Source organism: Aeromonas sp. HMWF016 (assembly GCF_963878195.1).
GTDB classification, from domain to species: Bacteria; Pseudomonadota; Gammaproteobacteria; order Enterobacterales; family Aeromonadaceae; genus Aeromonas; species Aeromonas lacus.
Window position 1 is genome coordinate 35,122 of record NZ_CAWNWX010000048.1, and the last position, 14,157, is coordinate 49,278.

Below are 14,157 nucleotides of genomic sequence, written 5' to 3' on the forward strand. Positions count from 1 at the left end.
TTTGTTTTAACCTGATGTTTAATTCATCATTTAAGGGGTAAGGCAGGGTGTTTTTTAGGCGAAATGGTTGATCGGGCTCACAAAAATAATTTTGCTGTTTTTCGCAATTTTGCGACAAAAAGCAGGTAATGGGTCGGGAAAGAGAGGGGAAACAGGCAGCTGGCTGGTGTCGCTGCCTGTTTTTACCGATGGAATCTGTTCGTTAAATGTTCCAGTGAAGTCGTGATTGCAGGGCCGTGGCAACGGGGGCTAGCGGCTCCCTCATCTGGCCAATCAGTACCATATTCCCCCCTTTAAACTGGACAATTTCCCCTTTGAGGGTGCCATCTTCAAAACTGGGCTGCAGAGAGAGAGGTACATGCTTGGGAACCAGAAAGAGAGTAACGGGTCCCATCTTGCCCTGGATCACCATATGCAGTGCCGGCCCCTGATAGAAGGCGCAGTGGTTGACATAGGTCACTCTGAGACCATTCATGCCACTCAGGGTTGCGCCATATTTCTCCATCTTGGCGTTGATGCTCTGCAAATTGACTCGTTCATCGATACCTTCGATAAACGGTTCCTCACCATAGACATGGGCCATCGCCACCTGAGCGAGGGAGAGTGTTTGATCGGAGCTGGCAGGCCAATTTATCCAACGGGTACTCACTCCAAGTAGAAAAGCGACGGATGCAGCCATGGCCACGGTTCGCCAATGGGAGTTCGCAGTGCTGCTGGCAACATGCCGTGTTTTCTCCTGTTTCTCTTCGCTCTGTTGCAGGGCTTGTTTGAGCAGGATCCGCTCTGCCAGCCCTGACGGCGGCTCGACACTCATGGTGCGCGCAATGTCTTGTTCGAGAGCTTTCATCTCATCGAGATAGCGCAGGTTGGCAGGATTGGCACGGGCAGCCTCGAGGAAGTCGGGTTGCTGATCGCCGGGCTGGATCATGGCGCGACGGCGAAACTCCAGTTCATCCATGTCCATCTCCTCTTGATAATTTCTTCTGCGCCATCGCCTCTTTCAGCTGGTTGCGGGCGCGAAACAGTCTTGTCATGACAGTGTTTTTGTTGAGTCCGAGCAGTTCGGCAATGTCCTCACCGCTAAATCCGCCCAGCACCTGCAGCATCAGGGGCTCCCGATACTCTTCGGGCAGGCGGGCAATATGACGATGCAACCACTCGTTCTCCATCTCCTCTTCGCTGTGCAGCGCATCGGGCTGTGGTTGGGGATGGTCGTCCAGATCCACCAGATCAAACTGTTTGCGCTCGAAACGGCGGGCATTCTCCCGGCGCAAGATAGTGATCAACCATCCTTTGGCGGCCTGATCGTCCTGCAGGGCGTCGATACCCTTCCAGGCTCGCAGGAAGGTCTCCTGCACCAGATCTTCCGCGACGTGAGGATCCCTCACCAGCCAGTAGGCGTAGCGATAGATATCCTTGTGCAGCGCATGAACCAGTGCTTCGAATTTGGTTTGTTTGTCAGCCATAGGGTCATAGACCGACAAAGTGGCCGGATCATTTCCACTTTTATGAGGCTGACCCCGCTTTTTTCTAAAAAAGAGCAATAGGAGTGTCTCCTGTTGTGGAGGCTGGGTTAACCCCGAAAGGGGAACCGGTGAGCAATCAGGGCAAGGAGCTGAGCAATGCCCGCTGTTTCAACATGGCAGAGCCCATGGGAGATTGTGCGCCATGGCACGACCGGTGCCGAGGGCGCAAAGCAGGCGCGATCCAGCTCCGCTTGCCATCTTTGCAACTGCTCTGTATTGGCCGGTTTGGCACTGCCGATTGGAGCAAAAAACAAGACCCAATCGCGCAGGGCCAGGCGGCTTTGCTCGCTCTGCTGGCTGGCCAGTGCCCGTTGCAGACGATAGAAGGCGAGCCAGCGCGGACTGCTGCGCCTTATGCCTCGCAGCAGCAGTGCCAGCAATACCCACCAGATGCTCTCGTTGGCCAGTGGCAGTGACTCGCCCGCACCTTGCCGGCTGGCCGGTTGGAAAACGAGGCGAGTGGCAGGCAGCTTCGCCTGCTCTATACGGCCGCTTGCGGTATTGAACCAGGGCAGGGTGATTGCCGGTAGCTGATATTCTCCTGCCTCGCGGGCCAGCAGGGTTTGGCGCCACTCCCGTTCAAACAGCAATTTGCCCTCCCGATAACGCTCCTGTTGCTGCTCGCCATCCGGGTGGGCCTGCAGCCCGGCGGGGAGCTGCTGTGCCATAAGAGGAGCAAGCTGCACCTGACTGCTGTCGCCATTTTCGAGCGTGATGGTAATGACCCGGATCAGTGGCTCCCCCGCGTGACCCTCTGCCGTGGGCTCTATCCGTTGGGTCAGCAGCAAACGGCTGGCTACCGGCGTCGCGGGGGCTTGATCAATGCGTACCTGAAGGGGGGCTGCGCGGGCGGCAAGGCGCTGCAGCTGACCCCCGTTTTGGGGCAATTGTCCCTGTAGCCTCGGAGAGTCGATAAGCCAGAGTCCAGCAGCCTTGGCCTGGATCAGCCAGCTGCGGGTCAGTCTGCCGGGCAGCCCGCTCTGCACTGGGGGAAGCCACTCATCGTTGCCAAGGCGGCGAATGATGAAATGGGGCGAGTTGAGTTCACTGAGCCCGGGCTGCTGCATGGTGGTGGGGAGCCAGAGCGTGAGCCGATAGATCACCGGCTGACCGGGATAGAGGGGCCCTTGATGATCAAGCTGGGCCTCCATCTCCAGTGCGGCTGGGGGAGGGGGTGCAGGCAGAGTCGGTTGTGGCGCAGGGGCCTTGAGTGTCAGCTCGGGTGTCCACTCGTTGCCAAGCTTTAGCGGAGCTATCGCCATGCCAGCAGGATCATCTGGCTGGCTAGTCAGGTGCAGCGGGATCTGCCAGCGGGTCAACTGCTGCACCGGGGTAGATACCCGACTCATGGTGACTCTGCCCACGGCGAACTGGCGCAGCAGCGGCGTGATCTCTAGCTCATTGCCCTGACGCACTCCATCCGCCTCGATCACCAGCAACCAGTCAACCGGGGTAGCACCTGGCAATAGCTCGGCCCGGGGCTGTGCCCAGCTGGGGAGGCTCAACACCAAGAGCAATAGCGAGCAGACCGTGCGCTTCACCATGGTTCTTCTACCTTTATGAGCTCTCGGCGCAGCGCCTCTTTGCGCAGCCGCTGTTCCAGCAAAAGCCCTGGCGGTGCAGGGGGCAGTGGCACCGCTTCGGCCGGTGCTTGCTCCGGTTTAATGGATGCGCTGCTGTGCGTTGCCTCTGTTGGTGCCGCCGACTCACCGCCTTGCAGTAGTGAGAGGTTATAGAGGGCATCCTCATGGCGTGGCTCAAGGGCCAGTGCGGCCAGATAGGCCTTTTTGGCGGCAGCCAGCTCCCCCAATTGAACCAGCGCATTGCCCCGGTTGTAATGGGCGGTCGCGCTTGTTTCCAGCTCGTAGGCTGCAACGGCTTGCCGGTAATCGCCTGCCCGATACCAAGCGTTGCCGCGCCATACCGGGTTGCTGAATGTGCTGGCTGCCAGCCGGTACTCTCCCTTCAGATAGGCTTGCATCGCCTGCTCGTCTGGTGATGGCTGAATGGGGGTGGCTTGCGTCGGGGCTGGCGCCAGCAGTGACCAGCCGATGGTTATTGCAATGAGCAGTTGGGTGCCCACCCGGGCAAGCAGCGCCAGGGGCAGTAGCGGCAACAGTAGCCAGGGGCCCAAATCGCGCGGCGCAGGGGCAAGCGCCGTGGTAGTAGTGGGCAGCGGGGCAAAACGGGGAGATTCGCTACCCAGCCACTGCAGCTCGCCCCCCAGCTTGCGCACCATGGTAGCCATGGCATCGCTTTGTGGTGCGGCCAGTTGGGTAGGGGGGCGTGTGGCAAAACCCAGCTCATTGGCCGGAATGGGTGGCATGGCCGCAGGCTCTGCACTGCTGGCAAGGAGAATATCGAGTCGTGGGCTATTGCTGTTGTGACAGAAAAGGCTCTCCTGACAGGGCCACAGCGCGGCAATCTCATCCATCTGTTTGTTACTAAGGCCGTCGGTGATGAGCAGCAGACGAGCCTGCTCACCGGGGGCAATCTGTTTCATGGCAAGGGTGATGGCCCGCACGGGGTTACTGCCTTGCAACGGCATGATGTCGGGGCGCAGATCGGGCAGCAGCAGGGCAATGGCTTGATGATCCCGGGTCGGGGGCATGGCGAGATAAGCGTCGCCAGCGTAGAGAACGAGCGCAATCCGGGCGTTGTTGGCAGTGCCAAGCAGTTGCTGGAGTTGTAGTCTGACCCGGGTGGCTCGATCCGGTTTGAGGTCGGTGGCCTGCATCGAGCGGGAGAGATCCAGGATCCAGATATCGAGCGGCGCGGCCGGTTGCGCTTGCCACTCACTGCGCAGGGCGGGGCCGCTGAGCGCCAGAATGACCGGCAGGGTCGCCAGCCAGAGCCAGGGGCGAGCCGGTTTGCGCTCTGGCAACAGGTAGGCGCGCATGGCCGGAGCCAGCATGGGGGGCTGGCGACGCCGCCGCCACCCCTGCCAGAGCCAGGGGATGAGCGCCAATAGCCAGAGCGGCCTGAGCAGGATCAGATCCATCGTCTCATTCTCAGCAGCAGGGCGCGGGTAAATCGGTTATGTACCCCGCCATGGCCTGCGGGCAGCAGTAACAGCGCACAGGCCAGTGCCAGCGGCCAGGGATAAAGCTCTGTCACCGGTTGATAGTGGGCGACGGGATGGGCGGTGGGTTCCAGTTGATTGATGGCCTCGTTGATCGCCTCCAGATCGTTCTGGCTGCGGGCGCGAAAATAGCGCCCATTGCCAATCCGGGCCAGCTGCTTGAGTAGGGGCTCATCAAGCTCGCTACTGGGGTCACTCTGATCTGCGCCTGCGTCATTGAAAGGCTGCACAAAGGTATCGGGATCAGCTCCGACCCCCAGGGTGTAGATCCGTATCCCCTGCGCTGCGGCGAGTTTGGCCTCTGGCTCCGGATCGGCACTGCCTGCGGTATTGCGCCCATCGGTTACCAGCAGCAGCGCTGTCGGACGACCCCGCTCGGCATGCTGGCGTGCCAGCAGGATCGCCTCACCGAGGGCGGTGGTGCGGCCAACCAGATCAAAGTCGAGCTCGTCGCTCAATGTCAGCAGCGCCGGGATCTCCTGCGTCAGGGGAGAGAGCAGGTAGGCGTGATCGGCAAAGACGACCAGAGCGATCCGATCGCCGGCGCGCTGGGCGATCAATCCCTTGATTTGCTGGCGAACTGCCGTCAGACGAGCCAGCTGCTCGCCGCTATCGAGCATATCCGGGGTGCGCATGCTGTCGGAGAGATCGACCGCCAGCAGCAGGTCACGACTCCCCTGATAGCGCACCACCGGCTCTCCCCACCATTGAGGACGGCAAAGAGCCGCAATCAGGGCGCACCAAATAAGCCCTGCTCGCCACAAAGACATGCCTGCATGGGCACGCAGCAGAGGGAAGCCGGGGTGGGCAAGATAACCGTGGCGCAGGGGCGGCAGGCCAAAGCGCACCAGCAACGGCAGCACCAGTGCGAGAGCAAACCAGGTCCAAGCGAGGGTCATCGGTTTCCCCTTGTTCGGGTCTTGCTCGCCAGCCGTGGCTTGTACAGAAGGCAGGCGCGTCCCCAACGGTAATAGTTCTGTTTAAGCTGCTCGCTCTGTTGATGGTCGGGGGCTCTATTGCCATAGAGCCAGCTGCTCCAGTGATGGGCAAACTGGCTGAACCGGGTGCCGCCTTGACGATCCAGAAACGCGAGCCACTCCTCTCCCTGCAGCAGGCGAGACTCGGGCCAGCGATGCAGTGCCTCCAGGCGCAGGTTATCCTGGATGCTGGTGACCAGCTGTTGTGGATCGCCCTCCAACTGCCAGCACCAGCGCCTATATTGCTGTATTCGTATTGCCAATCTGATGATCAGCACCAGCAAAAAAATGAGGATCAGGAGCCACAGCAGGGCCTGCAAGCGTGGATCGAGAAGTTGCTCGCCAACCTCGGGACCTGGATGAATGTCCCGGATCTTGTCCTTCAGTAGTGCGTTCAGGGGCGCGGTAATCGCCTCTGATGCCGGACTGCTGGCCAAGAGTGGCGTTATCCCTGATGACATAACCCCTCCTGCCACTGTTGTTGCAGTGTCCGGCCGTTATCGAGGAGATAGAGCCGCTGTACCAGCGGTAGCAGCTGTTGCCTGCCCAGTTGCAGTTGTTGCTCGGCCGCCTGTTGGTAGCGATGTGAGAATCCACTGTGCTGACCATCGAGCCAACCCTGATAGGGGGCTGAAGCCCGGTTGATGGTCACCGGCAGCACACCGCTTGGCGGCAGCGTGGCTTCCAGCGGATCACGGATCTGCCAGTAGTGAATATCGTGACGCAGCGAAAGTTGCTGCAGCCGCTGGCAGAGCGCTGATTCACAGGGGCGGTGATCGGTAATGACGGTCAATCTGGCGCCGTGGGGGAGTGCTGTTTGCCCGAGGGTATCGGCCAGTGTCTGGGAAAGCGGCTGGCGGGCCAGTCCCTGCCGGTAGTGATGGCAAAGGGATTCGAGCTGCGGCAGCACGTTGCCCCGCTGGCTCTGGCGATGGGGGGCTATCCCATGGCAAATCAGGGTGTTGTGCTGTTTCTCATGTCGCCAGATAAGGGCGGCCGCCAGCTCGCAGCCAAGGCGAGCCTTGAGTTGCATGGTAGAGCCGAAATACATGGCGGGGGAGAGATCGAGCAACAGCCAGTGCGCCTGATCCTGCTCTTCACGATAGAGACGGGTGTAAGGGCGCCCAAGGCGCGCCGTCACCCGCCAGTCGATATGACGAACCTCGTCACCCGCCTGATAGGCGCGCAGCTCGCGAAAGGTGAGCCCGGGAGTGCGCCCGGGTTTGCCACGCTCGGTGCTGCTTCTGCCCGCGCGGGGGGGCGCCTTGGCCCAGTAGCGGATCTTGAGCAGCTGTGGCAGCGACAGGGCGATATCGGGATGGAGATCCGGCGCTAGGGACATGGCACCTGATCCAGTAGCTGGGCGATCAGGGTGTCGTTATCCAGATTGTCCGCCAGGGCCTGATAGCTTGGGATAAGGCGGTGACGGAGCACCGGATAGGCTTGCAGCTGGATATCTTCCGGCAGCACGAAATCCCGTCCCGCCAGCCAGGCGCGGGCACGGGCTGTACGGGCCAGTGCCAGCGTGGCTCTCGGGCTTGCCCCCACCGCGAGCAGTGGTTCAAGGGCAGGGCAGAGGCCACTACCGGGGCGAGTAGCGCAGACCAGCTCCACCAGATAGTGTTCAAGCCTGCTCTGCATGCTGACCGCCAGCACTTCGCTGCGAGCACCTTGCAAGGCAGTCTGGCTCAGGGTCACTGGCGCTGCGCCAAGCAGTTCACCACCGGCATTGAGCTGCAAGATGGCGAGCTCCATGGCCGGGCTCGGATAATCGACTATCAGCTTTAGCAAAAAACGGTCGAGCTGTGCTTCCGGCAGGGGATAGGTTCCCTCCTGTTCGATGGGGTTCTGGGTGGCGGCCACCATAAAGAGCGGCGGCAGGCGCCAGCTCTTTTTGCCCACGGTAATTTGGTGTTCTGCCATCGCCTCCAGCAGCGCAGATTGCACTTTGGCCGGCGCCCGGTTGATCTCGTCCGCCAGTATCAGATGATTGAACAGGGGGCCGGGCTGGAATACAAAACTGGCATCCTGCGGGTGAAACACCTCGCTGCCGGTCAGATCTGCGGGGAGCAGGTCTGGGGTGAACTGGATGCGAGCGAAACGCCCCTCGACAGCGCCAGCAAGCGCCTTGACGGCACGGGTTTTGGCAAGGCCGGGAGCCCCTTCGATTAATACATGTCCTTCACATAACAGGGCGATCAACAGCCCTTCGATGAGCTCATCCTGTCCCAGAATTTGACTGGCAAGATAGTCCCTCAGTTGTTTGAACTCCGCCGCTGCCATGCGATAAACCCGTTGTTTTTATGGAAGTTGATCTTTTTATACTCCAGTTGAGCCACAAGGGCGAGTGAAGGGCGCCAGCCTTGCTGAATTTAGTTTCAATCAGCTGTATGAAACTTGTGATTGGATTGTTAATATGTGGCGCAATGAGGTCAGACCTCTCCCTTATAAACCCAAGGAGCCAGGATGAAACAGCCATTGAAACTGACGACTCGCCAGGGCGAACGGATTGCCGTCGTGGCGGGGCTGCGCACCCCCTTTGCCAAGCAGGCAACCGCCTATCATGGCGTCCCTGCGGTGGATCTCGGCAAGCTGGTTGTGAGCGAGATGCTCGCCCGCACCGATCTCGACCCCAAGCTTATCGACCAGCTGGTGTTTGGCCAGGTGGTTCAGATGCCGGAAGCCCCCAATATTGCTCGTGAAATCGTTCTCGGTACTGGCATGAGCGTCAACACCGATGCCTATAGCGTCTCTCGCGCTTGCGCCACCAGTTTTCAGGCGGTGGCCAACGTCACCGAATCCATCATGGCCGGTACGGTAGATATCGCCATCGCCGGTGGTGCTGATTCCTCCTCCGTGCTGCCTATCGGGGTGAGCAAGAAGCTGGCCCGCGCTCTGGTGGATCTCAACAAGGCGCGCAATCTGCAGCAGCGCTTCAATATTTTGCGCCAGCTGCGGGTCAAGGATCTGCTGCCGGTGCCGCCCGCTGTGGCCGAGTATTCGACTGGCCTCTCTATGGGACAGACCGCCGAGCAGATGGCCAAGAGCCACCGGATCAGCCGCGAAGCGCAAGATGCGCTGGCCCACCGCTCCCACTCCCTGGCGGCGCAAGCCTGGGCCGAGGGCAAGCTCAGCGGTGAGGTGTTTACCGCCCATGTACCGCCCTACAAGTCGCCGCTCGAGCGGGACAACAATATCCGTGAGAGCTCGGACTTGGCGAGCTACGCCAAGCTCAAGCCGGTGTTTGATCGTATACATGGCACAGTCACTGCTGCCAACGCCACACCACTGACCGACGGCGCTGCCGCGGTCCTGCTGATGCGGGAAGGACGTGCGAAAGAGCTGGGGCTCGAGCCCCTCGGTTATATCCGCAGCTTCGCCTTCTCGGCCATCGATGTGTGGCAGGATATGCTGATGGGCCCCTCCTACGCCACGCCGCTGGCGCTGGACAGAGCCGGTATCACCTTGGCCGATCTGACCCTGATCGACATGCACGAAGCCTTTGCTGCCCAGACCCTGGCCAACCTCAAGATGTTTGCCTGCGCCGAGTTTGCCCGCGACAAATTGGGGCGCGATCAGGCCATCGGCGAGGTGGATATGGACAAATTCAACGTGCTCGGTGGTTCGCTGGCCTATGGCCACCCCTTTGCCGCGACCGGTGCGCGGATGATCACCCAGACCCTGCACGAACTGCGTCGTCGCGGTGGGGGATTGGGGCTCAACACCGCCTGTGCGGCGGGTGGATTGGGCGTGGCTATGGTGTTGGAGGTTGAATGATGAGTGCTAAGACTTTTTCCTTGGATGTTCGCAATGATGGCATCGGCATTCTCACCATGGATGTGCCGGGCGAGAGCATGAATACCCTCAAGGCCGCCTTTGTGGAGGAGATCCGCACCGTGCTGGCCGAGGTGAAGGCTAACCGTGACCTGATCGGTCTGGTGATCACCTCCGGCAAGAAGGACTCTTTCATCGCCGGAGCCGACATCACCATGCTGGCCGCCTGCACCTGTGCCAAGGATGCCGAGACCCTGTCGCGGGAAGGGCAGGTTATCTTTGCCGAGATCGAGTCATTGACTATCCCGGTAATCGCCGCTATTCACGGCCCTTGCCTCGGCGGCGGGCTGGAGCTGGCGCTGGCCTGTCATGGCCGGGTGGCGACCGATCACGGCAAAACCGTGCTGGGTCTGCCCGAGGTGCAACTTGGTCTGCTGCCGGGCTCCGGTGGTACCCAGCGCCTGCCGCGCCTTATCGGGGTGGCCAAGGCGCTTGACCTGATGCTGACCGGCAAGCAGGTTCGTGCCAAGCAGGCCAAGAAGTTGGGGCTGGTGGACGATGTGGTGCCGCCCTCCATCTTGCTGGATGCTGCAATAAAACTGGCCAAGAAGGGCAAGCCCCGTCACGAGTTGAAGCGGGATCTGCAGGGCAAGCTGCTTGAGACCAACAAGCTTGGCCGCAAGGTGCTGTTCGATCAGGCGCGTAAAGGGGTGATGAGCAAGACGCGCGGTAACTACCCTGCGCCGGAGCGGATCCTGGACGTGGTGCGCATCGGTGTGGAGGAGGGGATGCAAGCTGGCCTCGTCGCTGAGTACCGCCACTTCGGCGAGCTGGTGATGACAGCCGAGTCTGCCGCCCTGCGTTCTATCTTCTTTGCCACCACGGAAATGAAGAAAGAGGTCACCTATCAGGGCGCCGAGCCGCGCAAGGTGGGGCATGCGGCCGTGCTGGGTGGTGGTCTGATGGGCGGCGGCATCGCATTCGTCACCGCTACCAAGGCGGGCGTACCGGTGCGGATCAAGGATGTGGCAAGCGCCGGGATCGGCAATGCCATGCGCTACAGCTATGACATCCTGGCCAAGAAACTCAAGCGCCGTCATATCTTACGCAGTGAGCTTGAGAAGCAGATGAACTTGCTGACCGGGACTTTGGACTACTCCGGTTTCCACCGGATCGACATGGTGGTGGAGGCGGTGTTTGAAGATCTCAATCTCAAACACCAGATGGTGAAGGATGTGGAGCGTGAATGTGGAGAGCACACAGTATTTGCCTCCAATACCTCGTCACTGCCCATCAACCAGATCGCTTCGGTGGCGAGCCACCCCGAGCGGGTTATCGGGTTGCACTACTTCAGTCCGGTCGACAAGATGCCGCTGGCCGAGATCATCCCCCACGCCGGCACCAGTGCCGAGACTGTGGCCACCACTCTGGCTTTCGCCCGCGCACAGGGCAAAACGCCTATCGTGGTGAAGGACGAAGCCGGTTTTTACGTAAACCGTATCCTCGCTCCCTACATGAACGAAGCAGCACGTCTGGTGCTGGAAGGAGAGCCGGTAGAGGTGCTGGATAGCGCGCTGCTCGACTTCGGTTTCCCGGTTGGCCCCATCACCCTGCTCGACGAAGTGGGCATTGATGTGGGCGCCAAGATTTCCCCCATCCTCGAAAACGAGCTGGGTGGCGAGCAGTTTCAGGCACCCAAGGCGTTCGACAAGCTGCTGCAAAACGATCGCAAGGGGCGCAAGAACGGCAAGGGCTTCTACCTCTATGGCAAGGCAGCCAAAGGCAAGAAGAAGGTGGATGAGAGCGTCTACGATGTGCTGGGGATCAAGCCGGTGGCCAAGCTTGCCAGGCAGGATATTGCCGAGCGTTGCGTACTGCTGATGCTCAATGAAGCGGCCATGACCCTCGACAGTGGTGTGGTTGCATCGGCCCGTGACGGCGATATCGGTGCCATCTTCGGTATCGGTTTCCCGCCCTTCCTCGGTGGCCCGTTCCGCTATATGGACAAGCTTGGTATCGATCATCTGGTTGGCCGTCTGGAGTATTACCAGAAGCGCCACGGCGATAGGTTTGCCCCCTGTGCCCGCCTCAAGGCGATGGCGGCGGAGCAGCAAACGTTCTATTGATAACTGCTGCAGATTGATCGCAAACCAAAGAGGCCCGCACACCATGCGGGCCTCTTTCTATGTTGTGGTTTGTACGGCTTGGGCTCAAATGATGTTGGCAGATGTGAAGGCTGATAAAAATGGCCCACCGAAGTGGGCCATTTGCGAGGTCGCAAGGCTCAGATACCCGGCTTGCGCTCCGGGCAGCGACTGATGATATCTGCAGGCAGATCGCCGTTATCCTGCTCCAGCACCACATCGAATCCCCACAGCTGATGGAGGTGTTTGAGTACCTCATGGCGCGAGTCGCCAAGAGGGATACGGTTGTGTGGCACATAGCGCAGGGTGAGGGAGCGATCTCCTTTCACTGCGACATTGTAGACCTGAATGTTGGGTTCCAGGTTGCTGAGGTTGTACTGGGCCGACAAAGTATTGCGCACCTGACGGTACCCCTCGTCATTGTGGATGGCGGAGACCTTCAGATAGTTCTTCAGATCGTCGTCATCAATGGCGAACAGCTTCATGTCGCGCATTACCTTGGGGCTTAAGAATTGGCTGATAAAGCTCTCATCCTTGAAGTTCTGCATGGCAAAGTGCAGGGTATCAACCCAGTTACTGCCAGCGTAATCGGGGAACCAGTATCTGTCCTCCTCAGTCGGGTTCTCGCAGATGCGGCGCAGATCGGTAAACATGGCAAACCCCAGCGCATAGGGGTTGATCCCCGAGTAGTAGCGACTGTTGTAAGCCGGTTGATAGACCACATTGGTGTGGCTGTGCAGCACCTCCATCATGAAGCGATCGCTCAGCTTGCCCTCGTCATAGAGGTGATTGAGGATGGTGTAGTGCCAGAAGGTAGCCCACCCCTCGTTCATCACCTGAGTCTGCTTTTGCGGATAGAAGTACTGGCTGATCTTGCGCACAATGCGCACTATCTCGCGCTGCCAGGGTTCCAGCAGGGGGGCATTCTTCTCGATGAAATAGAGAATGTTCTCCTGGGGCTCTGCGGGGTAGCGTCTGTCTTCCACCCCAGCAGCTTTATGCTGCTTGGGCAGGGTACGCCATAGCTCGTTGACCTGAGTCTGCAGATAATCTTCCCGTGCCTTCTGACGCCGTTTCTCCTCGGCCATCGAGATCTTTTGGGGACGCTTGTAGCGATCCACCCCGAAGTTCATCAGGGCATGGCAGGAGTCGAGCAACTGCTCCACCGCTTCGATACCGTGCTTCTCTTCACACTGGGTGATGTAGTTCTTAGCGAACAGCAGGTAGTCGATGATAGAGGAGGCATCAGTCCACGCCTTGAACAGATAGTTGTTCTTGAAGAAGGAGTTGTGGCCGTAGCAGGCGTGGGCCATCACGAGTGCCTGCATCGGCATGGTGTTCTCCTCCATCAGGTAGGCGATGCAGGGGTCCGAGTTGATGACGATCTCGTAGGCCAGTCCCATCTGGCCGCGCTTGTAGTTGCGCTCGGTATGGATAAAGCGCTTGCCGAACGACCAGTGTTGATAGCCGATGGGCATGCCGACGCTGGAGTAGGCATCCATCATCTGCTCGGCAGTGATCACCTCGATCTGGTTAGGGTAGGTGTCCAGCTTGTAGAAGCGGGCGACCCGAGCGATCTCCTGGTGATAGGTCTCCAGCAGATCGAAGTTCCAGTCAGGCCCATCATCCAGTGGCGCTACACGTTTTTCAGTTTCGATCATGTGACCTCCTCACGCCGCTTGTTTCTTGAACAGCTCCCGGAATACCGGATAGATATCCTCGACCTTGCGAATATGCTCCATCGCAAAGTGGGGGAACTGGCTGGCCACTGATTCATACTCGTGCCACAGGGTCTGGTGGGCACGGGTGGTGATTTCGATGTAGGAGTAGTAGCGCACCCTTGGCATGATGTCCCGCGCCAGAATTTCCCGGCATTGCGGTGAATCATCGGCCCAGTTGTCACCATCCGACGCCTGCGCCGCATAGATATTCCACTGGTTGGCCGGGTAACGCTCGTTGATGATGTCATTCATCATTTTGAGCGCACTGGAGACGATGGTGCCGCCGGTCTCCTGGGAGTAGAAGAACTCGTGCTCGTCCACCTCCTTGGCTTGGGTGTGGTGGCGGATGTAGACCACCTCTACGTTCTTGTAGGTCCGGCTCAGGAACAGATAGAGCAGAATATAGAAACGCTTGGCCATCTCCTTGGTAGCCTGATCCATGGAGCCCGAGACGTCCATCAGACAGAACATCACCGCCTGACTGGAGGGGACCGGCCGTTTGACGAAGTTGTTGAACTTGAGATCGAAGGTGTCGATAAATGGCACCGCGTCGATCCGCCGTTTCAGCTCCCTGATCTCCTTCTCGAGCTGGGCAATTTCGGCAAAGTGTTCGTTGGGATCTGCGGCCAGCTGTGCCAGCCGCTCTTCCAGTTCATGCAACTGGCGTTTTTTGCCAGCTTGCAACGCCATGCGACGCGCCAGCGAGTTTTGCAACGAGCGCACCACGTTGATGTTGGCGGGCACCCCGTTTGAGGTGTAGCCCGCCCGATAGGTTTTGACTTCCATCAGCTGATTGAGCTGGGTTTTCTGCAGTCTGGGCAGCTCCAGATCTTCAAACAGCAGATCGAGATACTCATCCTTGGAGATTTGGAACACGAAATCATCGGCTCCTTCCCCCTGATTGGATGCCTGCCCCTCGCCGGACCCCTGTCC

Annotated in this window: 12 protein-coding genes; 2 read left to right on the plus strand and 10 right to left on the minus strand. The window is 59.5% G+C overall.

All coding sequences use genetic code 11. The features are described 5' to 3' along the window. Positions 1–202: 202 nt before the first annotated feature. From AACS24_RS07020 to AACS24_RS07055, 8 genes are read right to left on the minus strand one after another with little or no spacing between them, the layout of a single operon-like run. On the minus strand, positions 203–958 hold the full coding sequence (locus AACS24_RS07020; RefSeq protein ID WP_033113286.1) for a DUF3379 domain-containing protein: 756 nt from the start codon (positions 956–958) through the stop codon (positions 203–205). Continuing rightward, on the minus strand, positions 951–1,544 hold the full coding sequence (locus AACS24_RS07025) for a sigma-70 family RNA polymerase sigma factor (protein ID WP_108572859.1): 594 nt from the start codon (positions 1,542–1,544) through the stop codon (positions 951–953). The genes AACS24_RS07020 and AACS24_RS07025 overlap by 8 nt, the downstream gene beginning before the upstream one ends. Before the next feature lie 29 nt (positions 1,545–1,573). Beyond that, positions 1,574–3,070 carry a BatD family protein gene (locus AACS24_RS07030; protein WP_108572861.1) on the minus strand — a complete coding sequence of 499 codons (1,497 nt, stop codon included), beginning with the start codon at positions 3,068–3,070 and terminating at the stop codon, positions 1,574–1,576. Then, positions 3,064–4,527 carry a VWA domain-containing protein gene (locus AACS24_RS07035; protein ID WP_108572863.1) on the minus strand — a complete coding sequence of 488 codons (1,464 nt, stop codon included), beginning with the start codon at positions 4,525–4,527 and terminating at the stop codon, positions 3,064–3,066. The genes AACS24_RS07030 and AACS24_RS07035 overlap by 7 nt, the downstream gene beginning before the upstream one ends. Next, positions 4,518–5,507, minus strand: coding sequence for a VWA domain-containing protein (locus AACS24_RS07040; protein ID WP_108572865.1), 990 nt, complete (start codon positions 5,505–5,507; stop codon positions 4,518–4,520). The genes AACS24_RS07035 and AACS24_RS07040 overlap by 10 nt, the downstream gene beginning before the upstream one ends. Next, a complete protein-coding gene (locus AACS24_RS07045; RefSeq protein WP_108572867.1) occupies positions 5,504–6,046 on the minus strand; it encodes a DUF4381 domain-containing protein in 543 nt (180 codons plus the stop codon). Before AACS24_RS07045 ends, AACS24_RS07040 begins: the two co-directional genes overlap by 4 nt. After that, positions 6,031–6,927 (minus strand): DUF58 domain-containing protein, encoded by an 897-nt coding sequence (locus AACS24_RS07050; protein ID WP_108572868.1) that lies wholly within the window; start codon positions 6,925–6,927, stop codon positions 6,031–6,033. The genes AACS24_RS07045 and AACS24_RS07050 overlap by 16 nt, the downstream gene beginning before the upstream one ends. Further along, entirely contained in the window at positions 6,918–7,868 is a 951-nt protein-coding gene (locus tag AACS24_RS07055; protein WP_033113279.1) for an AAA family ATPase, read from the minus strand. The genes AACS24_RS07050 and AACS24_RS07055 overlap by 10 nt, the downstream gene beginning before the upstream one ends. 183 nt (positions 7,869–8,051) lie before the next feature. On the opposite strand from AACS24_RS07055, the gene fadI reads away from it, so the two are divergent. Together fadI and fadJ are read left to right on the plus strand one after the other, a co-directional pair. Continuing rightward, entirely contained in the window at positions 8,052–9,362 is a 1,311-nt protein-coding gene (fadI, locus tag AACS24_RS07060; protein ID WP_108572870.1) for an acetyl-CoA C-acyltransferase FadI, read from the plus strand. Further along, the gene (gene fadJ, locus AACS24_RS07065; protein WP_108572881.1) at positions 9,362–11,485 is read left to right on the plus strand and encodes a fatty acid oxidation complex subunit alpha FadJ; all 2,124 of its coding nucleotides are present in this window, start codon (positions 9,362–9,364) and stop codon (positions 11,483–11,485) included. The genes fadI and fadJ overlap by 1 nt, the downstream gene beginning before the upstream one ends. Before the next feature lie 158 nt (positions 11,486–11,643). On the opposite strand, the gene AACS24_RS07070 is transcribed toward fadJ, so the two are convergent. Both AACS24_RS07070 and AACS24_RS07075 read right to left on the minus strand, forming a co-directional pair. Next, on the minus strand, positions 11,644–13,164 hold the full coding sequence (locus AACS24_RS07070; protein ID WP_033113277.1) for a SpoVR family protein: 1,521 nt from the start codon (positions 13,162–13,164) through the stop codon (positions 11,644–11,646). Positions 13,165–13,173: 9 nt separating this feature from the next. Continuing rightward, positions 13,174–14,157 (minus strand): YeaH/YhbH family protein (locus AACS24_RS07075; protein WP_258223126.1); only part of this gene is annotated, 984 nt, incomplete at its 5' end.

Bases quoted from the DNA above. Each gene is read 5' to 3' on its own strand.
- fadI (WP_108572870.1), top strand. From the start codon at position 8,052: ATGAAACAGCCATTGAAACTGACGACTCGCCAGGGCGAACGGATTGCC.
- AACS24_RS07020 (WP_033113286.1), bottom strand. From the start codon at position 958: ATGGATGAACTGGAGTTTCGCCGTCGCGCCATGATCCAGCCCGGCGAT.
- fadJ (WP_108572881.1), top strand. From the start codon at position 9,362: ATGAGTGCTAAGACTTTTTCCTTGGATGTTCGCAATGATGGCATCGGC.
- AACS24_RS07070 (WP_033113277.1), bottom strand. From the start codon at position 13,164: ATGATCGAAACTGAAAAACGTGTAGCGCCACTGGATGATGGGCCTGAC.
- AACS24_RS07040 (WP_108572865.1), bottom strand. From the start codon at position 5,507: ATGACCCTCGCTTGGACCTGGTTTGCTCTCGCACTGGTGCTGCCGTTG.
- AACS24_RS07030 (WP_108572861.1), bottom strand. From the start codon at position 3,070: ATGGTGAAGCGCACGGTCTGCTCGCTATTGCTCTTGGTGTTGAGCCTC.
- AACS24_RS07035 (WP_108572863.1), bottom strand. From the start codon at position 4,527: ATGGATCTGATCCTGCTCAGGCCGCTCTGGCTATTGGCGCTCATCCCC.
- AACS24_RS07045 (WP_108572867.1), bottom strand. From the start codon at position 6,046: ATGTCATCAGGGATAACGCCACTCTTGGCCAGCAGTCCGGCATCAGAG.
- AACS24_RS07055 (WP_033113279.1), bottom strand. From the start codon at position 7,868: ATGGCAGCGGCGGAGTTCAAACAACTGAGGGACTATCTTGCCAGTCAA.
- AACS24_RS07050 (WP_108572868.1), bottom strand. From the start codon at position 6,927: ATGTCCCTAGCGCCGGATCTCCATCCCGATATCGCCCTGTCGCTGCCA.